This window comes from Pectobacterium sp. IFB5596 (genome assembly GCF_021432585.1).
Taxonomy (GTDB): domain Bacteria; phylum Pseudomonadota; class Gammaproteobacteria; order Enterobacterales; family Enterobacteriaceae; genus Pectobacterium; species Pectobacterium punjabense.
This window is the reverse complement of sequence record NZ_LXFY01000007.1, coordinates 78,071-102,871: the sequence shown is the minus strand read 5'-3', so window position 1 is coordinate 102,871 and position 24,801 is coordinate 78,071. Positions and strand designations below refer to the sequence as shown.

At 52.7% G+C, this 24,801-nt stretch carries 18 protein-coding genes; 11 read left to right on the top strand and 7 right to left on the bottom strand.

From position 1 onward, the window contains the following. Positions 1–5: 5 nt before the first annotated feature. Positions 6–806 (bottom strand): lysozyme inhibitor LprI family protein, encoded by an 801-nt coding sequence (locus tag A6301_RS08080; RefSeq protein ID WP_205540476.1) that lies wholly within the window; start codon positions 804–806, stop codon positions 6–8. After that, positions 803–1,693, bottom strand: coding sequence for an HTH-type transcriptional activator IlvY (ilvY, locus tag A6301_RS08075; RefSeq protein ID WP_107168982.1), 891 nt, complete (start codon positions 1,691–1,693; stop codon positions 803–805). Before ilvY ends, A6301_RS08080 begins: the two co-directional genes overlap by 4 nt. Positions 1,694–1,880: 187 nt before the next feature. Here ilvY and ilvC point away from each other — a divergent pair, with 187 nt between their 5' ends. Continuing rightward, positions 1,881–3,359 carry a ketol-acid reductoisomerase gene (ilvC, locus tag A6301_RS08070; protein ID WP_107168981.1) on the top strand — a complete coding sequence of 493 codons (1,479 nt, stop codon included), beginning with the start codon at positions 1,881–1,883 and terminating at the stop codon, positions 3,357–3,359. 93 nt (positions 3,360–3,452) lie between these two features. Here the strand turns inward: ilvC and A6301_RS08065 are convergent, their stop codons facing one another. Continuing rightward, a complete protein-coding gene (locus A6301_RS08065) occupies positions 3,453–4,106 on the bottom strand; it encodes an NADPH-dependent F420 reductase (RefSeq protein ID WP_234257517.1) in 654 nt (217 codons plus the stop codon). A 101-nt stretch (positions 4,107–4,207) separates the two neighbouring features. Here A6301_RS08065 and A6301_RS08060 point away from each other — a divergent pair, with 101 nt between their 5' ends. Continuing rightward, positions 4,208–5,095, top strand: a complete 888-nt coding sequence (locus A6301_RS08060; RefSeq protein WP_234257516.1) for a LysR family transcriptional regulator — start codon at positions 4,208–4,210, stop codon at positions 5,093–5,095. Positions 5,096–5,138: 43 nt separating this feature from the next. Here A6301_RS08060 and putP read toward each other — a convergent pair whose 3' ends face one another. Continuing rightward, complete coding sequence (gene putP, locus A6301_RS08055) at positions 5,139–6,623, bottom strand: sodium/proline symporter PutP (protein WP_205540473.1); 1,485 nt, start codon at positions 6,621–6,623, stop codon at positions 5,139–5,141. Positions 6,624–6,818: 195 nt separating this feature from the next. Here putP and putA point away from each other — a divergent pair, with 195 nt between their 5' ends. After that, positions 6,819–10,766: a trifunctional transcriptional regulator/proline dehydrogenase/L-glutamate gamma-semialdehyde dehydrogenase gene (gene putA / locus A6301_RS08050; protein WP_234257515.1), complete on the top strand. Its 3,948-nt coding sequence runs from the start codon at positions 6,819–6,821 to the stop codon at positions 10,764–10,766. A 77-nt stretch (positions 10,767–10,843) separates the two neighbouring features. Here putA and ppiC read toward each other — a convergent pair whose 3' ends face one another. After that, on the bottom strand, positions 10,844–11,125 hold the full coding sequence (ppiC, locus tag A6301_RS08045) for a peptidylprolyl isomerase PpiC (protein ID WP_011095687.1): 282 nt from the start codon (positions 11,123–11,125) through the stop codon (positions 10,844–10,846). 160 nt (positions 11,126–11,285) lie between these two features. Between ppiC and rep the strand changes: the two genes are divergently transcribed. Beyond that, positions 11,286–13,307, top strand: coding sequence for a DNA helicase Rep (gene rep / locus A6301_RS08040; protein ID WP_107168976.1), 2,022 nt, complete (start codon positions 11,286–11,288; stop codon positions 13,305–13,307). Positions 13,308–13,590: 283 nt separating this feature from the next. Here rep and ppx read toward each other — a convergent pair whose 3' ends face one another. After that, entirely contained in the window at positions 13,591–15,087 is a 1,497-nt protein-coding gene (gene ppx, locus A6301_RS08035) for an exopolyphosphatase (RefSeq protein WP_234257514.1), read from the bottom strand. A 6-nt stretch (positions 15,088–15,093) separates the two neighbouring features. Next, on the bottom strand, positions 15,094–16,386 hold the full coding sequence (gene rhlB, locus A6301_RS08030; protein ID WP_107168974.1) for an ATP-dependent RNA helicase RhlB: 1,293 nt from the start codon (positions 16,384–16,386) through the stop codon (positions 15,094–15,096). Between the two features lie 118 nt (positions 16,387–16,504). Between rhlB and trxA the strand changes: the two genes are divergently transcribed. The 7 genes from trxA (at position 16,505) to rffG (ending at position 24,797) form a co-directional block, all read left to right on the top strand. Continuing rightward, positions 16,505–16,831: a thioredoxin TrxA gene (gene trxA / locus A6301_RS08025; RefSeq protein WP_107168973.1), complete on the top strand. Its 327-nt coding sequence runs from the start codon at positions 16,505–16,507 to the stop codon at positions 16,829–16,831. Between the two features lie 489 nt (positions 16,832–17,320). Then, a complete protein-coding gene (gene rho / locus A6301_RS08020) occupies positions 17,321–18,580 on the top strand; it encodes a transcription termination factor Rho (RefSeq protein WP_025919665.1) in 1,260 nt (419 codons plus the stop codon). A gap of 410 nt (positions 18,581–18,990) precedes the next feature. Next, positions 18,991–20,088, top strand: coding sequence for a UDP-N-acetylglucosamine--undecaprenyl-phosphate N-acetylglucosaminephosphotransferase (gene wecA / locus A6301_RS08015; protein WP_107168972.1), 1,098 nt, complete (start codon positions 18,991–18,993; stop codon positions 20,086–20,088). 21 nt (positions 20,089–20,109) lie between these two features. Continuing rightward, positions 20,110–21,156, top strand: a complete 1,047-nt coding sequence (wzzE, locus tag A6301_RS08010; RefSeq protein ID WP_234257513.1) for an ECA polysaccharide chain length modulation protein — start codon at positions 20,110–20,112, stop codon at positions 21,154–21,156. Positions 21,157–21,223: 67 nt separating this feature from the next. Beyond that, positions 21,224–22,354, top strand: a complete 1,131-nt coding sequence (gene wecB, locus A6301_RS08005) for a non-hydrolyzing UDP-N-acetylglucosamine 2-epimerase (RefSeq protein WP_107168970.1) — start codon at positions 21,224–21,226, stop codon at positions 22,352–22,354. Positions 22,355–22,470: 116 nt separating this feature from the next. Then, positions 22,471–23,733, top strand: coding sequence for a UDP-N-acetyl-D-mannosamine dehydrogenase (gene wecC / locus A6301_RS08000; protein WP_234257512.1), 1,263 nt, complete (start codon positions 22,471–22,473; stop codon positions 23,731–23,733). Continuing rightward, a complete protein-coding gene (gene rffG, locus A6301_RS07995; protein WP_205942470.1) occupies positions 23,724–24,797 on the top strand; it encodes a dTDP-glucose 4,6-dehydratase in 1,074 nt (357 codons plus the stop codon). Before wecC ends, rffG begins: the two co-directional genes overlap by 10 nt. Positions 24,798–24,801 lie beyond the last annotated feature (4 nt).

Genomic DNA, 24,801 nt, shown 5'->3' with positions numbered 1-24,801 from the left:
CAACGCTACGGCGTTTTTTGCGGCTCCAGTGGCGTTTTATCGCGCTCTAGCAAATAGTTAAACAGGTAACCTTCTTCCTGATTGCTGCCGAAGGTAGCGATTTGCAGATGATCATCGTCAATGCAGGTGAGCAGTATTTTCACCTGCTGGCCGAAGCTGCTTTCACCTTTGCCAATGGCTTGCGTATCGCTCATCTGACGGGCGGTGAAGCCGGAATCATCCAGCTTGTTACCATAGCGGAATGCAATGGACGCGCCGCCTTCAAGCTTGCCACGCTGGTTGGTCATGGTCAGGCTAACAGCATGATAGGGCGCTTTCTGGTCATACATTTCCCGAAAATACTCTCCCAGATCGCGGTACTCCTCGGCGGAAAGCCCCGACATCACGTACTCATAGCTGAATGAACCGTGGAAACAGGATGTGCTTTTCACGGGGGTAATCGGGGAAGGCAGCGCGTGCTGCGCGATGTCATTTAGGTAGCGCAGCCGGTTTAACTGCTGCTGATAACGTTGTCGCAGGCAGTCTTCGTCTTTGCACTGGTCGCGCGTGGTCAGCCAGCCGCGCTGAAATTGATTGAGCGTTTTTTCCCACGGCGCGCTGTTGCCGTACGCCGTCAGGAACGCGCGGGATGCCTTCCAGGCCTGAGCCAGCTCTTCATCTAGCTGCCCGAGCAACGGGCTGGCGCAAATCAACGTTTCCTGCGTCGAGGTGGCTTTTTCGCAGGGGAAACTGGCGGCGTGCGCAGGGTCGCTGAGTGAGGCGAGTACCGCTCCTGCTGCGATGATGGTCGCGAAGGCTATCTTCATGATGCGTCCTGTAATATGTCCCAAAAGGCGGCAATCAGCGGTTCGCTAAGCCGTTTTTTCTGTACGCAAACGCCCAGCTCAAGCGGTTCCATCACCTGTTCGGCAAAGACAGAGACGCGGTTGCGTACCGGCTCCGGGCTGTTTTCCAGTACCACGTTGGGAATGAGCGCAATGCCACAGCCTAACGCAACCATCGATACCATCGCTTCATGCCCGGAGATGGTGGCGTAAATCTGTGGGTTGGTGATGTGATTGCGGCGGAACCACTGATCGATGCGCTTACGCACTGGGCCGTGTTCCGGCAGGATGAACGGAATCTGCGACCAGTCCGGTTCTGATTGGCGTACCAGCGACTGAACCGGGCAGGGAAGCGCCGGGATAATCAGCGCGAGAGGCAGTTCATCGAGCGGCATGAAGTCAACGCTCGCAGGCAGCGCTTCCGGGCGTCCTGCAATCCCCAAATCTCCATCGTTCGACTGAATTTTCTCAACGGCATCGGCGGCATCGCCGGTTGTCAGCTTGATTTCCACTAGCGGATGCAGCGCCCTGAAGCGATCCAGAATCGGTGGCAGATGGCTGTAGGCGGCGGTGACGGAGCAGAATATCCGCAGTTCACCGCTTAATGACGGCCCGTGCTGGTCTATCGTGTGGCGTAGCTGCTGGTATTGCAGCAGCGTTTGTTGAGCGAATAGCTTTAGGTGATCTCCGGCATCGGTGAGCTGCACGGTACGGTTATCGCGCAGAAACAGCGTCTGCCCTAAATCCTCTTCCAACCGCTGAATTTGTCGTGACAGCGTGGACGGGCTGATGTGCATCGCTTTGGCGGTACGGCCAAAGTGTCGGCTTTCTGCCAGATGTAGGAATAATTTGAGATCACGTAAATCCATGCGATGCAGGCCTCGTTTTTTATCTTGCAGCCGTTTTTTTATCTTGCATATAGTGCAATATGACGTTGCTAATATATCAATTTAAGCAACGCAATTCCTGTCATATGATGGGGTCATAGTGAATTCCCATCTGGCGGGAATCCTTTTCTGAATAACAGACAAACAAAAACCGTATACGGAGCACGACATGGCTAACTATTTCAACACATTAAACCTGCGTCAGCAGCTGGATCAATTGGGCAAGTGCCGCTTTATGGGGCGTGATGAATTTGCCGATGAGGCGAGCTACCTGAAAGGGAAAAAAGTGGTGATCGTCGGTTGTGGTGCTCAGGGTCTGAATCAGGGTCTGAACATGCGCGATTCTGGTCTGGATATCGCTTATGCCCTGCGTGCTGAAGCGATTGCGGAAAAACGTGCCTCATGGCGCAAAGCGACTGAAAACGGCTTCACCGTTGGCACCTACGAAGATCTGATCCCGCAGGCCGATCTGATCGTTAACCTGACGCCAGACAAACAGCACTCTGCCGTGGTTCAGGCAGTACAGCCGCTGATGAAACAGGGTGCAGCGCTGGGTTACTCTCACGGCTTCAACATCGTTGAAGTGGGCGAGCAAATCCGTAAAGACATCACTGTTGTGATGGTGGCGCCGAAGTGCCCAGGTACGGAAGTGCGTGAAGAATACAAACGTGGTTTCGGCGTACCGACGCTGATCGCGGTTCACCCTGAAAACGATCCAAAAGGCGAAGGCATGGCAATCGCCAAAGCGTGGGCGGCGGCAACGGGCGGCCACCGTGCTGGTGTTCTGCAATCTTCTTTCGTTGCAGAAGTAAAATCTGACCTGATGGGTGAACAGACTATTCTGTGTGGTATGTTGCAGGCCGGTTCTCTGCTGGGCTTCGACAAACTGGTTGCTGAAGGCACCGATCCTGCCTATGCAGAAAAACTGATTCAGTTCGGCTGGGAAACCATCACCGAAGCGCTGAAGCAAGGCGGGATTACGCTGATGATGGATCGCCTGTCTAACCCGGCGAAACTGCGTGCTTACGCACTGTCTGAGCAACTGAAAGGCATCATGGCTCCGCTGTTCCAGAAGCACATGGATGACATCATCTCCGGCGAATTCTCTAGCGGTATGATGGCTGACTGGGCGAACGATGACGTGAAACTGCTGACCTGGCGTGAAGAGACCGGTAAAACGGCGTTCGAAAATGCACCGCAGTTCGACGGTAAAATCGCTGAGCAAGAATACTTTGATAACGGCGTGTTGATGGTTGCGATGGTGAAAGCGGGCGTTGAGCTGGCGTTTGAAACCATGGTGAGCTCCGGCATCATCGAAGAGTCGGCTTACTACGAATCACTGCATGAGCTGCCGCTGATCGCCAACACCATCGCGCGTAAGCGTCTGTATGAAATGAACGTGGTTATCTCTGATACCGCAGAATACGGTAACTACCTGTTTGCCAACGCTGCCGTTCCATTGCTGAAAGATGCGTTCATGGCATCTCTGCAACCGGGCGATCTGGGCAAAGCGGTCGCGGGTACTGAAGTAGACAACGCGCAACTGCGTGATGTTAACGAAGCTATCCGTAACCACCCAATCGAAACCGTAGGCCACACGCTGCGTGGCTACATGAAAGACATGAAGCGTATCGCTGTCGCAGGTTAATGTTCGCTTTTACGTTTAGCGAAACACGATAATTTCTATGCTGCTCCCTCTGGGAGCAGCATTTTTTTATCCGCAGTTATCCCTAAGCCTGAGTTATCTCTGTTGTGTATCGGCAGTGCTTTCACGTGGGGCCAGTGCCAGCGCAGTGATTAATTCCGCTTTTGTCATCCGTACACAGTAAGACGGCATGTTCCTTTCAAAGCGCCATCCTTCAGACAATTTTCCCGCATCGACAACATCAAATCCGAAGGCATCATAGAGTTCAGCCACAATGGCTTTTTCCTGCTCGTCGTCACCCGCGAGCGGTAGCGCACGGCGATTGGCTGAGCCTGTCGGGAGCCCATCGCTTTCAAGTTGTGTCATGGGGATAGCATTGAACGCTTTGGTGATCCTGGCGTCTGGTAAATAACGCGCCAGTAGCTCGCTGGTGGTGGTACTGCGCGTATCCAGTGCGGTGACCTTACCATCTCGCTCGGTATAGTAATTGACGGTATCGATGACGGATTTTCCCCGTAAAACCTGTTCAGGGAGCTTATCGATGGCGGTAAAGGGAACGGCGATAACCACCATGTCGCCAAAGAGCGCTGCCTGAGTGGCGGTGCCGATATCGCAGCCGATCATGGGACGGAGGCTGAACAGTGACTGGGGATCGCGCGAGTTGCTGAGCATGACCTGATGACCGTTCTGAAGCGCTAATTTAGCGATTGCCCGCCCAACAAAGCCCGCACCAATAATGCCAATTTTCATCTTTCTCTCCTTAATGCTTTTGAGAAGAGAATCTTAATTGCCTACAATTTGAAGATAAATTGTGCTTTTAAGCGAAAACAAACAACAAATATGAGTGAATCATGGATCGGCTGACCAGCATGAACATCTTTGTCAAAGCATCGGAGTTGGGGTCTTTTGCCGCCGCGGCAGAGGTGCTGGGCACCTCACCTCAGATGGTGGCGAAGCAGGTGGCGTGGCTCGAAGCGAGGCTTGGCGTTCGGTTGCTGAACCGTACGACGCGGAGGCAAAGCCTGACGGATATTGGTCTGCGCTATTATGAGCGTTGTAAGGTTGTGCTTGCTGAAGCGGAAGATGCTGATGCCGTTGCCCGTGAAATGCAGGTGACACCTTCGGGAATGATTCAGGTTAACGCGCCCGTTACCTGGGGATCGCATCTGTTCGCGCCGTTTATCACACACTATCTTGCTCGCTATCCTGACACGCAAATTGCGCTGACGCTGAACGATCGTCTGGTTGACCCGATAGAAGAGGGGTTTGAAGTTATCATTCGCATCGGTGAATTGGCGGATAGTTCAATGGTGGCTTGGCCACTTCAGCCTTACTCATTGATCGCTTGCGCATCGCCTGACTATCTGGCGCGTGAAGGCATGCCAGATACGCCATCGAGTCTCGCACGCCACGCGTGCCTTATTTATGGCGTGCGCACCGCCGTGACGTCTTGTCGGTGGGTATTTCAGAAGGACGGTCAGACGGAAGAAATCAGGCCGGAAGGTCGGCTTTTTGCTAATGACTGGAATGCGCTGCTGCATGCTGCGATAGAGGGATATGGTATCACGCTTGGGCCGGAGGCCGTGTTACGTAAGGAAATTGACCGTGGGCGTCTGGTACAGGTGCTGTCTGACTATCATGGGCCTGCTCGCCCGGTTCACGTCATGGTGCCGGTGGGACGGCGGGCAGCGGTTAAAGTGAAAACCTTTGTCGATGCAGTCAGAGCCCATTTCGGGTAAAGATAAGCCCGTGGCACGGCGAACGATGCCACGGGCATTATGACTAAACGGACTGGTATTCCGCTTCTGCCTGCTTGAAGCGGTCGGTAATCGCTTTTGACGGCGCTTTACCCAGCAGGCTGACGATGAAAATAGTCAGGCTGTTGAAGATAAATCCGGGGATGATTTCATACAGACCCAGCCAGGCATACTGCTTCCAGATCAGTACCGTTGCCGCACCTACGATCATGCCGAGCAGTGCGCCGTTGCGCGTCATACGCGGCCACAGCAGAGAAATCAAAATCACCGGTCCGAAGGCGGCACCGAACCCTGCCCAGGCATAGCTCACCAGACCGAGTACACGGTTTTCAGGGTTAAGCGACAGCGCGATAGCAATGATAGCGACGAATAGCACCATCGCACGCCCTACCCACACCAGCTCTTTCTGGCTGGCATTCTTGCGCAGGAAGGGCTTGTACAAATCTTCGGTGATGGCGCTGGAGCACACCAGCAGCTGGCAACTCAACGTACTCATCACGGCAGCCAAAATCGCAGACAGCAGCACGCCAGCAATCCACGGATTGAACAGCAGCATGGACAGCTCGATAAAGACGCGCTCGCTATTTTGCGCCACGTTACCGGCCTGGTCCGGGTTGTTGTGGAAGTAGGCGATGCCGAAGAAGCCCACCGTCACGGCACCTGCCAGACACAGAATCATCCAGGTCATACTAATGCGGCGTGCGTTATGAATGGTGTGGTGTGAGTCAGCGGCCATAAAGCGTGCCAGAATGTGCGGCTGGCCGAAATAGCCCAGACCCCAGCCCATCAGCGAGATGATAGCGACAAAGTTGAGCCCTTTGAACATATCCAGATTGGCCGGATTTTTCGCTTCAATCACCATGAGTGAAGTATCTATTCCTCCCAGCGATAAAATGACCATCACCGGCGTCAGGATCAGGGCGAAAATCATCAGGCTGGCCTGAACGGTGTCCGTCCAGCTCACGGCCAGAAATCCACCGATAAAAGTATAGGCGATAGTGGCTGCTGCTCCTGCCCATAATGCCGTGCCGTAGCTCATGCCAAAGGTACTTTCAAACAGACGAGCCCCCGCGACGACGCCGGAAGCACAGTAGATGGTGAAGAAAACCAGAATGACTATCGCGGAGATCACGCGCAGTAATTTACTGTTATCTTCAAAACGATGGGTGAAATAGTCAGGCAGCGTCAGCGCGTTGTGGTTGACCTCGGTATGTACGCGCAGGCGTCCAGCGACCCACTTCCAGTTCAGGTAGGCACCTAACGTCAGGCCGATCGCGATCCAGCTTTCAGAAATGCCGGAAATGAAGATGGCGCCCGGCAATCCCATCAGCAGCCAACCGCTCATATCGGAAGCGCCAGCCGACAGGGCAGTGACGACGCTTCCCATCCGACGTCCACCCAGGATGTAATCGCCAAAGTTATTGGTGGCGCGGTAGGCAAACAGGCCGATGAGGACCATCCCGAAAATATACACCAGAAACGTCACCAGCATGGGTGTGCTTATTGTCATTCAACTCTCCACATTTTTTTCGTGCCGCTGTCGCGGCGACGCTGTGTTTTATAGTAATCACTCAGGCCGGAACGAGGCCTGAAGGTGATGATGGGTAGCAACCGTTCCATTTGTTAACAAGGTTGCACAAAGTTGCAACATGGTTGATATTGACGTTATCCCGATGTGCATCTTCTAATCACAGGAGTGGACGCTATGGGCTTTACCACGATGGGTGTAAAACTCGATGAGGAAACACGTGAGCGCATCAAGGCGGCAGCACAGCGTATTGATCGTACACCGCACTGGCTGATCAAACAGGCTATTTTCCATTACCTCGAACGCCTCGAAAGTGGCCTCGACACTCCTGAAACACCGCAATGGGCGAACGTGAGCCACATTGAAGTAGAAGAGATTATGCCGCAATCTCGAGAAGAAGAAACCTACCAACCCTTTCTTGATTTCGCCGAGCAGGTTCTTCCCCAGTCCGTTATCCGAGCGGCCATGACTTCTGCTTATCGTCGCCCCGAAAATGAACTGGTACCCATCTTGCTGGAACAAGCAAGACTTACCGATGAATTATCGCAATTAACGCAGAAACTGGCTTATCGACTGGCAGAGAAATTACGCAGTCAGAAAGCCGGAAACGGGCGTGCGGGTATCGTGCAAGGACTGTTACAGGAATTCTCACTGTCTTCTCAGGAAGGCGTGGCGCTAATGTGTTTAGCCGAAGCGCTGCTGCGTATTCCTGATAAATCTACACGCGATGCGCTGATCCGCGACAAGATCAGTCGGGGAAATTGGCAGGCGCACCTCGGCCATAGCCCGTCTCTTTTCGTGAATGCCGCAACCTGGGGACTGCTGTTTACCGGCAAGCTGGTGGTGACACACAATGAAGCGCACCTGTCGAATTCGCTGAATCGCATCATCGGTAAACGCGGTGAACCGCTCATTCGCAAAGGCGTCGATATGGCTATGCGGCTGATGGGAGAGCAGTTCGTCACGGGGGAAACCATCGGTGAAGCGCTGGCGAATGCCCGTGAGCGAGAGAACAAAGGCTTCCGTTACTCTTACGATATGTTAGGTGAAGCGGCGCTGACGGAGCCTGATGCTGCCGCGTATTTGTCGGCCTATCAGCAGGCAATTCATGCTATCGGCAAAGCCTCGAACGGGCGTGGGATTTACGAAGGACCGGGTATTTCCATCAAGCTATCGGCATTGCATCCGCGCTATAGCCGTTCGCAGTATGATCGCGTGCTTGATGAGTTGTATCCGAGGTTGTTATCGCTGACGCTGCTGGCGCGCCAGTATGATATCGGGATTAATATTGACGCTGAGGAAGCCGAACGACTGGAGATCTCGCTCGATCTACTGGAAAAACTCTGTATGGAACCGCAACTGGCGGGGTGGAACGGTATCGGGTTTGTCATTCAGGCTTACCAGAAGCGCTGCTCGTATGTGGTAGATGTGTTGATTGAGCTGGCACAGCGCAGCCATCGGCGGTTGATGATTCGCCTGGTGAAAGGGGCATACTGGGACAGTGAAATCAAACGGGCGCAGGTTGACGGGCTGGAAGGCTATCCGGTCTACACGCGTAAGGTCTATACCGATGTGTCTTATCTGGCGTGCGCCCGCAAGCTGTTGGCCGTACCGAATCTGATTTATCCGCAGTTCGCCACGCACAATGCGCAGACGCTAAGCGCGATCTACCACATGGCGGGCAACAATTATTATCCCGGTCAATATGAATTCCAGTGCCTGCATGGCATGGGGGAACCGCTCTATGATCAGGTGGTTGGCGCGGTTGCAGACGGTAAATTGAACCGACCGTGCCGCATTTATGCCCCGGTCGGAACCCATGAAACGCTGCTGGCTTATCTGGTACGGCGTCTGCTGGAAAACGGCGCGAATACCTCGTTTGTTAACCGCATTGCGGATACCTCAATGGCGCTGGAAACGCTGATTGCCGATCCGGTTAGCGGCGTAGAGGCACTGGCAAAAGTGGAATGGAGTATGGGCGCACCGCATCCGCGCATTCCTCTGCCGCGTCAGCTATATGGTCGGAAGCGGCAAAATTCGAGCGGGCTGGATCTCTCGAATGAGCATCGGCTGGCCTCGCTCTCCAGTGCGTTGCTGGGTCACGCGACACAACCGTGGTACGCCGCGCCAATGATTGAGGGGGAAAGCGAGGCAAGCGAAGAAAAGCCCGTGGTGAATCCCGCCGATGTGCACGATGTGGTGGGCTATGTCCGTGATGCCTCCGTGGCAGATGTTGAACGGGCAATAGATGCCGCAGTGCATGCCAGCGCCATCTGGTTTGCGACGCCGCCCGCTGAGCGAGCCGCGATATTAAATCAGGCCGCTTCGCTGATGGAAGAGCAGTTGCAAAGCCTGCTGGGGCTGTTGGTTCGGGAGGCGGGGAAATCCTTCAGTAACGCGATTGCAGAAGTGCGCGAAGCGGTGGACTTCTTGCGCTATTACGCGAGTCAGGTGCGAGACACCTTCACCAATGATACCCATCGTCCTCTGGGTCCCATCGTTTGCATTAGTCCGTGGAATTTCCCGCTGGCAATCTTTACCGGACAAATTTCTGCTGCACTGGCGGCAGGAAACAGCGTATTGGCGAAACCGGCTGAGCAAACGCCGCTGATTGCGGCGCAGGCGGTACGTATTCTGCATGAAGCGGGAATCCCCTTGGGCGTATTGCAACTGCTGCCGGGGCAGGGGGAAACCATCGGTAGTGCATTGGTGAACGACGAGCGAGTACGTGGCGTGGTGTTTACCGGTTCGACGGCCGTAGCCAAAACCCTGCAACGTAGCATCGCTGGCAGACTCGATCCACAGGGGCGTTTGACGCCGCTGATTGCCGAAACGGGCGGCCTGAATGCCATGATTGTCGATTCCTCTGCACTAACGGAACAGGTGGTGAATGACGTTATTGCCTCTGCGTTCGACAGTGCCGGACAGCGTTGTTCTGCGCTGCGTCTGCTGTGCCTACAAGAAGATATCGCGGATCGCACGCTGGCTATGCTGCGCGGCGCGATGGCGGAGTGTCGAATGGGGAATCCTGAGCGGTTATCGACCGACATCGGCCCGCTGATTGACGCGGAAGCGAAAGAGAACGTGGAACTGCATATCCAGACGATGCGGGCGAAAGGCCATACCGTATTTCAGGCTGCGCGTCCGCAGGACGAGGAGACATGGCGGCACGGAACGTTTGTAAAGCCGACCCTGATCGAACTGGGCAAGATAGACGAGCTGAAAAAAGAGGTTTTTGGTCCAGTTTTACACGTCATTCGCTATCAAAGCCAGCAGTTGGATACCGTAATTGAGCAGATCAACGCGGCGGGTTATGGCCTGACGCTGGGCGTACATACGCGTATTGATGAAACCATCCAGCGTGTAACGAACAGGGCGAAGGTGGGTAATCAATATGTGAACCGCAATATGGTGGGAGCCGTTGTCGGTGTTCAACCGTTTGGCGGAGAAGGCCTATCGGGAACCGGACCAAAGGCAGGCGGACCGCTTTATCTATACCGCTTACTGGCACATCGACCGGACGGCGCGCTTGCGGCAGAATTTGCACAGCAGAACCGTGAGCAGGCGCTGCTGGCGGGACTACAGGCGTTGGAAGACTGGGCGATTAGCGGTGAACGTCACGATCTGGCGGCGCTGTGCCAGCGTTATAAAGAGCATAGTGTTAGTGGAACAACGCTACAGTTGTCTGGCCCGACAGGGGAAAGTAATACGTATACGTTGTCGCCACGTGAGCGGATTCTATGTCTGGCAGATAATGAGGACGACCGTTTGATTCAGGCGGCAGCGGTGCTGGCAACGGGCGGAAAACTCCTGTGGCCTGAAGGTGAACAGGAGAAAACGCTCTACGAACGTTTACCGCAGAAGGTGCAGTCGTGTATTCAGCTTGTACATGACTGGCAACGCCATGATGAGGTGTCTTTTCACGGCGTCATTTATCATGGCGATGCCGATCGGCTACGGCAGATCAGCGAAGCGCTTGCGGAACGTGATGGCCCGATTGTCCTGCTGTTAGGCTATACGCAGGGTGATACCCACGTTCAACTGGAGCGATTGCTGGCCGAACGTTCCCTGAGTATCAATACCGCCGCCGCAGGCGGTAACGCCAGCCTGATGGCGATAGGTTAATAAGGCATTCAATAGAAAAAGCGCGCCAAACCGTAAGGTAGGCGCGCTTTTATGTTCAGAAGCGTTGGTATAACGGCTTAGTTGCGGTACAGCACTTTGATCACATGGTAACCAAACTGGGTTTTCACCGGACCAAACGGTTTCAGCAATTCGCAGGAAAACACCGCCTTATCGAAAGCTGGCACCATGTCGCCTTTACGAAACTCACCCAAATCGCCGCCGTTACGTTTTGATGGGCAGGTTGAGTGTTTTTGCGCCAGTTTCTGGAAATCGGCACCTTTTTCTAATTGAGCCAGAATGTCGTTAGCCAGTTGCTCGGTATCGACTAGGATATGTAGGGCTGCTGCGGTATTTGCCATGTTATTACCTTTTTTGCAAAAGAGATTCCGGCGCGCAATGTAACATTTGCAACGCAAGATGTGGACTGCGACGTGCTTTCCTTAATAACAAATCCCCGGTCAAGATCGATACGGCTTTCTGCTACAATCGCCTTCCGTTTTATCAGTGAGCAAGATCGTTATGCGCTTAAACCCCAGCCAACAGCATGCCGTCGAATTCGTCACCGGACCTTGTCTGGTTCTGGCGGGCGCTGGCTCAGGCAAGACCCGCGTGATCACCAACAAAATTGCGCACCTGATTCGCCAGTGTGGTTATCAGGCCCGGCACATTGCTGCTGTGACGTTTACCAACAAAGCGGCGCGTGAAATGAAGGAACGCGTGGCACAAACGCTGGGGCGTAAAGAAACACGCGGGCTAATGATTGCGACGTTTCATACGCTGGGGTTAGAGATCATCAAGCGTGAATATGCCGCGCTGGGTATGAAAGCCAATTTCTCCCTGTTTGACGATCAGGATCAGATGGCGCTGCTGAAAGAGCTTACGGAGCAGTGGCTGGAAAACGATAAGGTGCTGCTGCAACAGTTGATCTCAACGATCTCAAACTGGAAAAACGATCTGATCGATCCTGCGGGTGCGGCGGCGACCGCACGATCCGAACGCGACAAGCTGTTTGTGCATTGCTACTCGCTTTACCACGAACACCTGCGTGCCTGTAACGTGCTGGACTTCGACGATCTGATTTTGCTGCCCACGCTGTTGCTGAAGCAGAATGCTGAGGTGCGTGAACGTTGGCAGAACCGCTTACGCTACCTGCTGGTTGATGAATATCAGGACACCAACACCAGCCAGTACGAGCTGGTGAAACTGCTGGTCGGCACCCGCGCGCGTTTCACCGTCGTAGGCGATGACGACCAGTCTATTTACTCTTGGCGCGGCGCGCGGCCACAGAATCTGGTGCTATTACAGCAGGATTTCCCCGCGCTTGACGTGATCAAACTGGAACAAAACTACCGTTCATCCGGGCGTATTCTGAAAGCTGCCAATATTCTCATCGCTAATAACCCGCACGTTTTTGAAAAGCGGCTGTTCTCGGAGCTAGGTTATGGTGATGAGCTCAAAGTGATTACCGCCAACAACGAAGATCACGAGGCCGAGCGTGTTGTTGGCGAACTGATTGCCCATCACTTTATTAAAAAGACCCAGTACGGCGACTATGCCATTTTGTATCGTGGTAACCACCAGTCGCGTCTGTTTGAAAAGATGCTGATGCAGAACCGTATTCCTTATCGCATCTCCGGTGGCACGTCTTTTTTCTCTCGACCTGAAATCAAAGATTTACTGGCTTACCTGCGTGTATTGACTAACCCGGACGATGACAGTGCGTTTTTACGTATTGTGAACACGCCCAAACGTGAGATTGGCCCAGCGACGATGAAGAAGCTGGGCGAGTGGGCAGGACAACGTAATAAAGGCCTATTCAGCGCAAGTTTTGATCTTGGGTTGAGCCAATCTCTGACTGGGCGTGGGCTGGAATCTCTGCAACGGTTTACGCAGTGGCTGGCGGAGATTGCCCGTCTGGCGGAGCGTGAACCTGTGGCAGCCGTGCGCGACCTGATTCATGGGTTGGACTACGAAAGCTGGCTCTACGAAACCTCACCCAGCCCAAAAGCCGCAGAGATGCGGATGAAGAACGTCAATCAGTTATTCAGTTGGATGACGGAAATGCTGGAAGGCTCCGAACTGGATGAACCCATGACGCTGACGCAAGTAGTGACGCGCTTCACACTGCGGGACATGATGGAGCGCGGAGAGAGTGAAGAGGAACTGGATCAGGTACAACTGATGACGCTGCATGCATCCAAAGGACTAGAGTTTCCGTACGTCTTTTTGGTCGGGATGGAAGAAGGTTTGTTGCCGCACCAGAGCAGCATTGATGAAGACAACGTCGACGAAGAGCGCCGTCTGGCATACGTGGGAATTACACGTGCCCAGCGCGAGCTGTTCTTCACGCTGTGTAAAGAACGCCGCCAGTATGGCGAGCTAATGCGCCCAGAACCGAGTCGCTTCCTGCTTGAACTGCCACAAGATGATGTGGTGTGGGAAACGGAAAGAAAAGTGGTGAGCGCACAAGAGCGTATGCAGAAAGGCCAGACGAACGTTGCCAATATTCGGGCGATGCTGGCGAAAGCAAAAGGGGAATAACCATCCCCGTCATACTTCAAGCTGCATGTGCGTTGGCTTCTCTTACTCACCCCAGTCACTTACTTATGTAAGCGCCTGGGGATTAATGAGTCTCATAAATGAGACTCACCCTTCGGGCCAGCGTTCACGCTGTTCAAATCGGTCTGGCACCGATTTGTCGTGCGCTTGCCGCGTTACGATGCTCATCACTGAGCATCGCCCTAAAGAGCCAACGCTTCACGTTGTTCAAAACGTTAACGTTTTGTCCTGCAACTCGAATTATTTAGGGGATAATATATATCCGTTAAGCCGGGGTTTCTTCCAGCATCAGCGGCCAGTGTACATAGCTCTGCCAGCGGCTTTCCTGTTCCAGCATTTCTGCTCGTAGCGGGTGCTGAGCCAGCCAGCCAGCAGGCAGAATCAAACGCAATGCTTCACCTTCTACGCGTAACCGCACTGCCGGCAATGTGTCATCGCGACGGCGGCTGGCAAAAATAATTGCCAGACGCAACAGGCGGCATAGGCGCTGTGCCTGATTGACCGGTAGCGCATTCTGCTGACTGAGCGGCATCAAATCGACGGGGTTAATTTGGTTTTGCAGAAGTGTGGCTAACAGCTTCTTCTGGGCTGGCGTAAAGCCGGGGAGATCGCTATGGCGAATCAAATAGGCTGCATGCTGGGGAGACTGCCGAAAATCAATGCTCAAACCGATTTCGTGCACCAGACAGGCGCTGCGCAGCAACTCGCGACATCGACTATCTAACTGCCAGTCACGGGCAACTTGTTGCAAAAAGTTGTCTGCCAGCGTACTGACGCGTTTAGCCTGCTCGGTATCCAGCAGATAACGGCGTTGTAGCGTCTCTAGTGTGCGGTGGCGGATATCCTGATCGACGGGCAAATTCAACATGCCATAGACCAGCCCTTCACGCAGCGCGCCTCCAGCCAGCGTCATGGTTTTGATGTCGAGCTCTTGGAAGATCGCCAATAGAATGGCGAGCCCGCTGGGGAAAACCAGCGCACGTTCTAGCGTCAGGCCTTCAATTTCTAACTCTTCCAGCTTATCGCACTGAATCGCATGCTCTTTAAGCTGTCTGAGCTTCGGCAGAGTAATGTATTCATCCATTCCCTGCGCGACCATAATTTCCTGTAGTGCTTGCACTGTACCGGAAGCGCCGACGCAGATTTGCCACCCTTGCTCGCGCAAGGAAGTTGCGACAGGGCGCAACATCTCACGCGCCGCGTGTTCAGCGCGTTCAAAGTTACCGGCTTCGAGGTTGCGGTCGCTGAAATAGCGATCCAGCCACGTCACGCATCCCATTGGGAGGCTGATCAACTGGGTCGTTTTTGCACCGATGCCTGTTGCCAGTTCGGTACTGCCACCGCCAATATCCACAACCAGACGCGCATCCGGGCCGCCCGTGGTATGTGCTACACCTTGATAAATCAAGCGCGCTTCTTCTTCACCGCTGATAACCTGAATCGGCAAGCCCAGAATTTCCTGAGCCCGTTGCAGAAAGTCGTCAGCGTTCGTTGCCAGTCGCAGAGTTGCGGTCGCGACGACACGCACCTGATCCTGCGGAATGTCCTGCAACCGTTCGGAGAACAGTTGTAGACACTGCCAGCCACGCTGCATGGCTTCCTGTGAGAGCCGATTCTGCTTATCCAGCCCTGCTGCAAGGCGGACCTTACGCTTTATTTTCGCCAGCGTCTGAATGCTGCCTGCGGTTTCCCGTGTGACCAGCATATGGAAGCTGTTCGATCCGAGATCGATGGCAGCGTAAAGTGAAGAAGAGCTCTGCATCAACGGTTAGTCCGCTCGTTTACGGTTATTACGGGGCGCTCCGCTGCGGCGTGGCGCATTACTATGTCGGCGCGGGCCATTATTAGAACGCGGTGGGCGTGTTAAACGCTTCGGCGCAGGTAAATCGCTCATTAGCGCGTCACTGTTGTATTTACTGACCGGGATACCGTGGCCGATGTAGGTTTCGATAGCCGGGAGATTCAATGCATACTCTTCGCAGGCCAGGCTGATAGAAAATCCGCTTTGCCCTGCACGACCAGTACGGCCAATGCGGTGAACGTAGTCTTCGCAGTCATCCGGCAGGTCGTAGTTGAAAACGTGGGTCACAGAAGGAATGTGTAAACCACGCGCTGCAACGTCCGTTGCTACCAGAATATCCAGATTACCTTGAGTAAATTCTTCCAGAATACGCAGACGTTTTTTCTGCGCGACGTCGCCCGTCAGCAGCCCAACACGATGGCCGTCGGCAGCCAGGTGACCCCAGATGTCTTCACAGCGATGCTTGGTATTCGCGAAAATAATGCAGCGATCCGGCCATTCTTCTTCCAACAGCGTCTGGAGCAGGCGCATTTTCTCTTCGTTGGACGGATAAAATAACTCTTCTTTAATGCGGTGACCGGTTTTCTGTTCCGGTTCAACTTCCACGTACTCTGCGTTATTCATCTGTTCAAACGCGAGTTCACGCACCCGGTAGGAGAGCGTAGCGGAAAAGAGCATGTTCAGGCGCTGTGACGTGGCTGGCATACGACGGAACAACCAGCGGATATCTTTGATGAAACCGAGATCGTACATGCGATCCGCTTCGTCAAGCACGACGACCTGAATCGCGCCCAGATTAATATGGTTTTGTTTGGCATAGTCGATCAGGCGACCCGTGGTGCCGATCAAGATATCAACGCCGCTTTCCAGCACTTTAAGCTGTTTGTCGTAGCCGTCGCCACCGTAGGCTAAACCCAGTTTTAGCCCAGTCAGGTGAGATAGCGCTTCTGCGTCAGAGTGAATCTGGACAGCCAGTTCACGAGTAGGTGCCATAATTAAGGCACGTGGTTGATTGGTTTGACGCTCTGCGTTTGCAGGGTGTGAAAGCAAATAATGGAAAGTAGACGCAAGAAAAGCCAGCGTCTTGCCGGTACCGGTTTGCGCCTGACCCGCAACATCACGCCCTGACAAAGCTAATGGCAGAGCTAACGCCTGAATAGGCGTACAGTTATGAAACCCTTTACTTTCAAGGGCTTCGATAACCTGCGGGTGCAGGGCGAAGTCGGAAAACTTCTGTTCAGTTAAGTGTGTTTTGCTCATAGTGTGGTAGAATATCAGCTAACTATTGCTTTACGAAAGCGTATCCGGTGAAATAAAGTCAAGCCATTGTTGGTTAATGCTACACCAACGAGCTAGAAATAATCCTGTGGAGTAAAATATGAGCGATAAAATAATTCACCTGACTGATGACAGCTTTGGTACGAAAGTATTGCAGGCTGATGGCGCTATCTTGGTTGATTTCTGGGCTGAGTGGTGTGGTCCTTGTAAAATGATCGCTCCTATTCTGGATGAAATTGCCGAAGAGTTTGAAGGTAAACTGACGGTGACCAAGCTGAACATTGATGAAAATCCTGCAACTGCACCGAAATATGGTATCCGTGGTATTCCTACGCTGCTGTTGTTTAAAAACGGCGAAGTCGCGGCGACAAAAGTCGGCGCACTGTCCAAAGGGCAACTGAAAGAGTTCCTGACGGCAAATCTGTAATTAGCTTGCCCCTGGAAAGGGGGGGCCGACGGGCGCGATCGGTCAATATGCAATTCTCATATTGACTGCTTGCTGCTCGTCGGGAAGCGTGTTAGATTCTTCATCACTGCATATCGTACTTGCCTATGTTTAAGCCCTTAGGCTTAAGCCTAAAAGTTAGAGTCTAAAGCATTATTCTGTGTCGAAATCGAAAGAACATTGTTTTACAAAGTCTTTTTTGAAAAGCAATTGTTTTACAACACGTTTGTGATCCGATTTGGGCAGTCTACGAGTTTTACAATAATTGGTTTTATGTGTCTTCGATCTCCTGCCGTTGATTTATGCGGATATCGTTTATGCGGATGTCGTTTTGCGCGGATTTAATGCGCTTCAGGTGTGAAACCAGACAGGAATCCGGTGGTTGAAGGCTGTTATAGAGGCACGGATGATCCTGCCATACCATTCACGTTAATAGTTCGAGATTTACCCCGAGTTAAAGAACCCACCACTATGAATCTTACCGAATTAAAGAATACGCCAGTTTCTGAGTTAATTACTCTTGGCGAAAATATGGGACTGGAAAACCAGGCCCGCATGCGTAAACAGGATATTATCTTCGCGATTCTGAAGCAGCATGCCAAAAGCGGCGAGGATATTTTCGGCGATGGTGTGCTGGAGATATTGCAGGATGGCTTCGGCTTTCTCCGCTCCGCAGACAGCTCCTACCTCGCAGGCCCCGATGATATCTACGTTTCTCCCAGCCAAATCCGCCGTTTCAACCTCCGCACTGGTGACACCATTTCTGGCAAGATTCGCCCGCCGAAAGAAGGTGAGCGCTATTTTGCACTGCTGAAAGTTAACGAAGTTAACTACGACAGACCTGAAAACGCCCGCAACAAAATCCTGTTCGAAAACTTAACGCCACTGCATGCAAACTCTCGTTTGCGTATGGAGCGCGGTAACGGTTCGACAGAAGATCTGACGGCGCGTGTATTAGATCTGGCTTCGCCAATTGGTCGTGGGCAACGTGGCCTGATCGTTGCACCGCCGAAAGCAGGTAAAACCATGCTGCTGCAGAATATTGCGCAGAGTATTGCTTACAACCATCCTGACTGTGTGCTGATGGTGTTGCTGATTGACGAACGTCCAGAAGAAGTGACCGAGATGCAGCGTCTGGTGAAAGGTGAAGTGGTTGCGTCAACGTTTGACGAACCTGCTTCCCGTCACGTTCAGGTTGCTGAAATGGTAATCGAAAAAGCGAAGCGTCTGGTTGAGCATAAGAAAGACGTTATCATTCTGCTGGACTCCATTACCCGTCTGGCGCGTGCTTATAACACCGTTGTTCCAGCGTCGGGTAAAGTGTTGACCGGTGGTGTGGATGCCAACGCCCTGCATCGTCCGAAGCGTTTTTTCGGTGCTGCTCGTAACGTTGAGGAAGGCGGTAGCCTGACCATCATCGCCACCGCACTGGTTGATACCGGTTCTAAGATGGACGAAGTGATTTACGAAGAGTTTAAAGGTACAGGTAATATGGAACTGCACCTGGCGCGTAAAATCGCAGAAAAACGCGTGTTCCCGGCGATTGATTACAACCGTTCCGGTACGCGTAAAGAAGAGTTGCTTACTACCTCTGAAGAATTGCAGAAGATGTGGATTCTACGCAAAATCATCCACCCAATGGGTGAGATCGATGCGATGGAGTTCCTCATCAACAAGTTGGCGATGACGAAAACCAACGATGAATTCTTCGATATGATGAAACGTTCATAAATCCGGGCGTTCATCTATATATACCCTAAATAATTCGAGTTGCAGGAAGGCGGCAAGCGCACGACAAATCGGTGCCAGACCGATTTGAACAGCGTGAACGCTGGCCCGAAGGGTGAGTCTCATTTATGAGACTCATTAATCCCCAGGAGCTTACATCAGTAAGTGACTGGGGTGAGTAAGGGAAGCCAACGCACATGCGGCTTGAAGTATGACGGGTACATTACGGATAACTCGGGGAACGCCACGCTGGGTCGTGGCGTTTTTTTATCCCTCAATTAATCGGCTGTGAATGTGTTGTCTGCGAGAAAGGTGCGGTTACCACTTCAATTTGTACTGGCGATCAACATGGGCGATAGGATATAAGGCGTAAACCGAGTCTATACTGAACAGCTACAGCGCAGCTGTTAACGGTGAACTTGCTCACTATGAGTACCGAATTACTATTTATTTTCTTGTTTTCTCTGGGCTTTCTTTTTTTTGCTCGCAGCATCGCGGGTAAAATAGGACTTGTCGATCGTCCCAATTACCGTAAACGTCATCGGGGTCTTGTGCCTCTGGTCGGCGGCATTTCCGTGTATGCGGGTATCTGCTTTACCTACTTTATTACCGATCAATACATCCTCAACTTCCGTCTGTACCTGTTATGTGCAGGTGTGCTGGTGTTTGTCGGCATGCTGGACGATCGTTTTGATATCAGCGTGAAAATTCGTGCCGTTGTGCAGGCGTTTGTCGCGGTAGTGATGATGGCCTTTGCTGGCTTGACGATACACAATCTAGGGCACATTTTCGGCCCATGGCAGATGGGACTGGGGCCGTTTGGCTATTTGGTTACGCTGTTTGCCGTTTGGGCTGCGATCAATGCGTTCAACATGGTCGATGGGATCGATGGGCTGCTCGGTGGATTATCCAGTGTTTCCTTTGGAGCGATGGGTATTTTGCTGTATCTGAGCGGCCATACGAATCTGGCATTGTGGTGTTTCGCCATGATCGCGGCGACGTTGCCTTATATTCTGCTTAACCTTGGCATGTTTGGGCGACGTTATAAGGTCTTCATGGGTGATGCGGGTAGCACGATGATTGGCTTTACGGCCATCTGGCTCCTGATTCAGACGACGCAAGGCCCACAGCATCCGATTAATCCCGTTACCGCGCTGTGGATTATCGCTATCCCGCTGATCGATATGATCGCCATTATGTATCGACGTTTGCGTAAGGGGATGAGCCCGTTCTCGCCTGACCGACAGCATATTCATCATTTAATGATGCGAGCCGGTTTTTCTTCCCGTCAGGCGTTTGTGCTGATTACGCTTGCTGCCGCCTTGTTGGCGGTAGTCGGCGTGTTGGGAGAATATTTCTTTTTCGTACCTGAGTGGGTCATGTTGGCATTATTCTTGCTTGTTTTTTTACTGTATGGCTACTGCCTGAAACGAGCATGGCGGGTCGCCCGTTTTATCAAGCGAGTCAAACGCCGTATGCGGCATTCCGATGAGCAAAAGCAGTCATCCTGACCAAATAACTTTGGGGAAGTAATGAAATCAGAGAACTTGTCTACCGGGAATGCGTTGATTGATAACGAACTGGATATCCGTGGGTTATTTCGCTTGTTGTGGCGTGGAAAGGTGTGGCCGATAGCAATCGGCCTGCTTTTTGCCGTTGTGGCACTAGGCTATTCCTATCTTGTGAAACAGGAGTGGAGCGCGACAGCGATTACCGACAAGCCGACGGTCAATATGCTGGGTGGATATTATTCGCAGCAGCAATTCCTGCGTAACCTCGACGCGCGATCTTTTTCCACCCCTCCGCCTGAACAACCCCCTATTTCAGCAGATGCTTATGGTGAGTTCATCATGCAATTAGCGGCCTATGATACTCGCCGTGATTTCTGGTTACAGACCAACTATTACAAGCAACGTCTGGAAGGCGATGCCAAGGCGGATGCAGCCCTGCTAGATGAAATGGTCAACAATATTCAGTTTGCGGCGCGCGATGATGGGAAAAAAACCAATGATTCCGTTAAGTTAGTGGCCGAAACTTCTGCTGATGCGAATACGTTGCTCCGCCAGTATGTGGCTTTTGCCAGTCTGCGTGCTGCCAGCCATCTGAATGAAGAGATTAAAGGTGCTTGGGCTGCCAGAACCATTTTCATGAAGTCGCAGATCAAGCGTCAGGAAGCGGTAGCAAAAGCGATTTACGATCGTGAGGTTCGCAGCGTTGAGCTGGCGCTGAAGATCGCACAACAGCAAGGTATTAGCCGTAGTCAGACGGATACACCGGCTGATGAAATCCCCGCATCGGAAATGTTCCTGCTTGGTAGACCGATGCTACAAGCCCGACTGGAGACGTTACAGACCAGCGGCCCTCACTACGAACTGGATTACGATCAAAATCGTGCGATGTTGGCAACGCTGAACGTTGGGCCAACGCTCGAAGCCAGTTTCCAGACGTATCGTTATTTGCGGACGCCGGAAGAACCGGTGAAGCGTGACAGCCCGCGCCGGGCATTTTTGATGGTGATGTGGGGTGCGATTGGTGCGCTTATCGGTGCGGGTATTGCCTTGACGCGCCGTCCGCGCTAACTGGCTTGCTGCTTTGCGTTTGATGCTCAGTGAGCATCTGCGTCTAACCTGATTAAAGAGATTCAATGTGAAAGTGTTGACTGTTTTCGGCACCCGGCCGGAGGCCATTAAAATGGCGCCGCTGGTTCATGCCTTGGCTCAGGATGGAGCCTTTGAATCGAGAATTTGCGTAACAGCCCAGCATCGGGAAATGCTGGATCAGGTGCTGCGTTTGTTCGATATTACGCCGGATTACGATCTGGATATTATGCGACCGGGACAAGGACTCAGTGAGATATCCTGCCGGATTTTATCGGGGCTTGAGCCCGTTATGAAAGAGTTCAAACCGGACTTGGTGTTGGTACATGGCGATACCACCACGACGTTGGCAACCAGTCTGGCGGCTTTTTATCAACGTATACCGGTCGGTCACGTAGAGGCGGGTCTGCGCACTGGCAACCTGTATTCGCCTTGGCCGGAAGAAGCTAACCGTAAGCTGACGGGGCACTTGGCGATGTACCATTTTGCTCCGACGGAAAATTCCCGACAAAATTTGCTGCGTGAGCATTTGTCCGATCGACATATTTTTGTCACGGGCAATACGGTGATTGATGCGCTGTTTTGGGTACGTGATCGGATCGTCGGCAATGCTACGTTACGCCGTAGTCTCGATGAAAAATATGCCTTTTTGGACGACGATAGAAAGCTGATTCTGGTTACCGGGCATCGGCGTGAGAGTTTTGGCGGTGGTTTTGAGCGCATTTGTAGCGCGCTGGCAGATATTGCCCGGCGACACCCTGAAGTGCAGATCGTGTACCCCGTTCATCTGAACCCTAACGTTAGCGAACCGGTGAATCGTATCCTGAGCGGTATTGATAATGTCATGCTGATTGCACCACAGGACTATCTGCCTTTCGTGTATTTGATGAATCGCTCTTATATGATTTTGACCGACTCGGGCGGCATTCAGGAAGAAGCCCCGTCGCTAGGCAAGCCGGTATTAGTGATGCGCGATACGACGGAACGACCGGAAGCGGTGGAAGCAGGTACCGTCAAACTGGTCGGTACGGAAGTGGCGAGCATTGTCGATGCGGTGTCTATGCTGTTGACGGACGAAGAGGCATATCAGGCAATGAGCCGCGCCCATAACCCCTTTGGTGATGGTCAAGCCTGTCAACGCATTGTTGATGCTTTAAAAAATCGCCAGGAGCGATTTTAAACGTCGCTTGCGACGATCCGAAGGGTGTCGGGCAGGGATAGCCCGACATAAAAAATCGCCAGGAGCGATTTTAAACGTTGCCTTGCGGCGGCAGACATAAAAATTAGGGTGATACTATGAGCTTTACTACCATTTCCGTAATCGGTTTGGGCTACATCGGTTTGCCGACTGCGGCTGCCTTTGCGTCACGCCAGAAAAAAGTCATCGGTGTCGATGTGAATAAACTGGCCGTCGAAACGATTAATCGCGGTGAAATCCATATTGTCGAACCCGATTTGGATACGTTGGTCAAGGTCGCGGTAGAAAATGGTTACCTTCAGGCGCTGACGAAGCCTGTACCGGCCGATGCCTTTCTCATTGCCGTTCCGACGCCTTTCAAAGGCGATCACGAACCCGATCTCGCCTACGTTCAGGCGGCGGCAGCCTCCATCGCGCCTGTTCTGAAGAAAGGCGATCTGGTGATTCTGGAATCGACTTCCCCTGTGGGAGCGACAGAGCAAATGGCCGAGTGGCTTGCCGATGCGCGAGCGGATTTGACGTTTCCGCAGCAGGTTGGGGAAACGGCAGACATCAATATTGCCTATTGCCCTGAACGCGTACTACCCGGTCAGGTTGTGGTGGAGTTGATTAAGAACGATCGCGTTATTGGCGGTATGACTCCCGTGTGCTCTGCCCGCGCCAGCGAACTGTACAACATCTTTCTGGAAGGTGAGTGTGTGGTTACTAACTCCCGCACTGCCGAAATGTGTAAGCTGACCGAAAACAGTTTTCGCGACGTTAACATCGCTTTTGCCAATGAACTCTCGCTGATTTGTGCCGAACAAAACATTAACGTATGGGAACTTATCCGATTGGCAAATCGCCATCCCCGCGTCAATATCCTGCAACCTGGACCTGGTGTTGGCGGGCACTGTATTGCGGTCGACCCTTGGTTTATTGTGTCGCAGAATCCGCAGCAGGCACGTTTGATTCACACTGCCAGGCTGGTGAACGATGGTAAGCCGCTTTGGGTAGTCGATCGCGTAAAAGCGGCCGTAGCGGATTATCTGGCACAGACGGATAAACGCGCTAGCGAGGTTACGGTGGCCTGCTTTGGGCTGGCGTTCAAGCCTGATATCGACGATTTGCGCGAAAGCCCTGCTGTAGGGATTGCGTCGATGATTGCACAATGGAATACCGGCGCGACGTTAGTCGTCGAACCGAATGTCAAACACCTGCCGTCCGTGTTGGCCGGGCAGGTAAAACTGGTCGATACCCTCAGCGCATTAAAAGAAGCCGATGTGCTCGTGATGCTGGTAGACCACCGTCAGTTTAAAGCGATTAACCCAGAAGATGTGAAACAACAGTGGGTCATTGATACCAAAGGAGTATGGCGTTGAAACGTATTTTAATTACCGGTGGAGCCGGGTTTATTGGTTCAGCATTGGTCAGATACATTCTGACTGAAACGCAGGACAGTGTCGTTGTTGTCGATAAACTGACTTATGCTGGGAACCTGTCTTCTCTGGCTCCGGTCGCTGATAGTGATCGTTTGGCGTTCGAGCAGGTGGATATCTGCGATCGCGCTGAACTGGATCGCGTCTTTGCGGCTTACCAGCCCGCATTGGTGATGCATCTGGCAGCAGAAAGCCACGTCGATCGCTCTATCGACGGCCCCGCAGCGTTTATCGAAACCAATATTGTTGGTACCTATACCATGCTGGAAGCGGCACGCCACTACTGGCAGAACCTGGCTGATGTGGACAAAGGTGCGTTCCGTTTTCACCATATTTCTACCGATGAAGTGTTTGGCGATCTGCATGGGACGGACGATCTGTTTACCGAAACCACGTCTTATGCGCCGAGCAGCCCTTATTCGGCGTCGAAAGCGTCCAGCGACCACCTTGTTCGCGCCTGGCTGCGCACTTATGGGCTCCCGACGGTTATCACCAACTGCTCGAATAACTACGGCCCTTACCACTTTCCTGAGAAGCTGATCCCGCTGGTCATCCTGAATGCGGTCGCGGGCAAACCGCTACCGGTTTACGGCGACGGCGCACAAATTCGTGACTGGCTGTTTGTCGAAGACCACGCTCGTGCACTGTATAAAGTGGTGACGGAAGGCGAAATCGGTGAGACGTACAACATCGGTGGCCATAACGAACGTAAAAACATTGAAGTGGTGCAGACGATTTGCGAGCTACTGGAAGAGCTGGCACCGAATAAGCCTGCTGGCGTGGCGTATTATCGCGATCTCATTACCTACGTGAAAGACCGCCCAGGTCACGATATGCGTTATGCGATCGATGCTGGGAAAATTGAACGTGAACTGGGCTGGCGTCCAGAAGAAACGTTTGAGACAGGCATGAAAAAAACCGTCAGTTGGTATCTGAATAACGAAAAATGGTGGCGCAGCGTGCAGGACGGTTCCTATACCGGTGAGCGTTTAGGGCTGAACGACTAAACGT

Excerpts from the sequence above, each read along its gene's own strand:
- A6301_RS08080 (WP_205540476.1), bottom strand. The coding sequence starts at position 806 with ATGAAGATAGCCTTCGCGACCATCATCGCAGCAGGAGCGGTACTCGCC.
- ilvY (WP_107168982.1), bottom strand. The coding sequence starts at position 1,693 with ATGGATTTACGTGATCTCAAATTATTCCTACATCTGGCAGAAAGCCGA.
- ilvC (WP_107168981.1), top strand. The coding sequence starts at position 1,881 with ATGGCTAACTATTTCAACACATTAAACCTGCGTCAGCAGCTGGATCAA.
- A6301_RS08065 (WP_234257517.1), bottom strand. The coding sequence starts at position 4,106 with ATGAAAATTGGCATTATTGGTGCGGGCTTTGTTGGGCGGGCAATCGCT.
- A6301_RS08060 (WP_234257516.1), top strand. The coding sequence starts at position 4,208 with ATGGATCGGCTGACCAGCATGAACATCTTTGTCAAAGCATCGGAGTTG.
- putP (WP_205540473.1), bottom strand. The coding sequence starts at position 6,623 with ATGACAATAAGCACACCCATGCTGGTGACGTTTCTGGTGTATATTTTC.
- putA (WP_234257515.1), top strand. The coding sequence starts at position 6,819 with ATGGGCTTTACCACGATGGGTGTAAAACTCGATGAGGAAACACGTGAG.
- ppiC (WP_011095687.1), bottom strand. The coding sequence starts at position 11,125 with ATGGCAAATACCGCAGCAGCCCTACATATCCTAGTCGATACCGAGCAA.
- rep (WP_107168976.1), top strand. The coding sequence starts at position 11,286 with ATGCGCTTAAACCCCAGCCAACAGCATGCCGTCGAATTCGTCACCGGA.
- ppx (WP_234257514.1), bottom strand. The coding sequence starts at position 15,087 with ATGCAGAGCTCTTCTTCACTTTACGCTGCCATCGATCTCGGATCGAAC.
- rhlB (WP_107168974.1), bottom strand. The coding sequence starts at position 16,386 with ATGAGCAAAACACACTTAACTGAACAGAAGTTTTCCGACTTCGCCCTG.
- trxA (WP_107168973.1), top strand. The coding sequence starts at position 16,505 with ATGAGCGATAAAATAATTCACCTGACTGATGACAGCTTTGGTACGAAA.
- rho (WP_025919665.1), top strand. The coding sequence starts at position 17,321 with ATGAATCTTACCGAATTAAAGAATACGCCAGTTTCTGAGTTAATTACT.
- wzzE (WP_234257513.1), top strand. The coding sequence starts at position 20,110 with ATGAAATCAGAGAACTTGTCTACCGGGAATGCGTTGATTGATAACGAA.
- wecC (WP_234257512.1), top strand. The coding sequence starts at position 22,471 with ATGAGCTTTACTACCATTTCCGTAATCGGTTTGGGCTACATCGGTTTG.
- rffG (WP_205942470.1), top strand. The coding sequence starts at position 23,724 with ATGGCGTTGAAACGTATTTTAATTACCGGTGGAGCCGGGTTTATTGGT.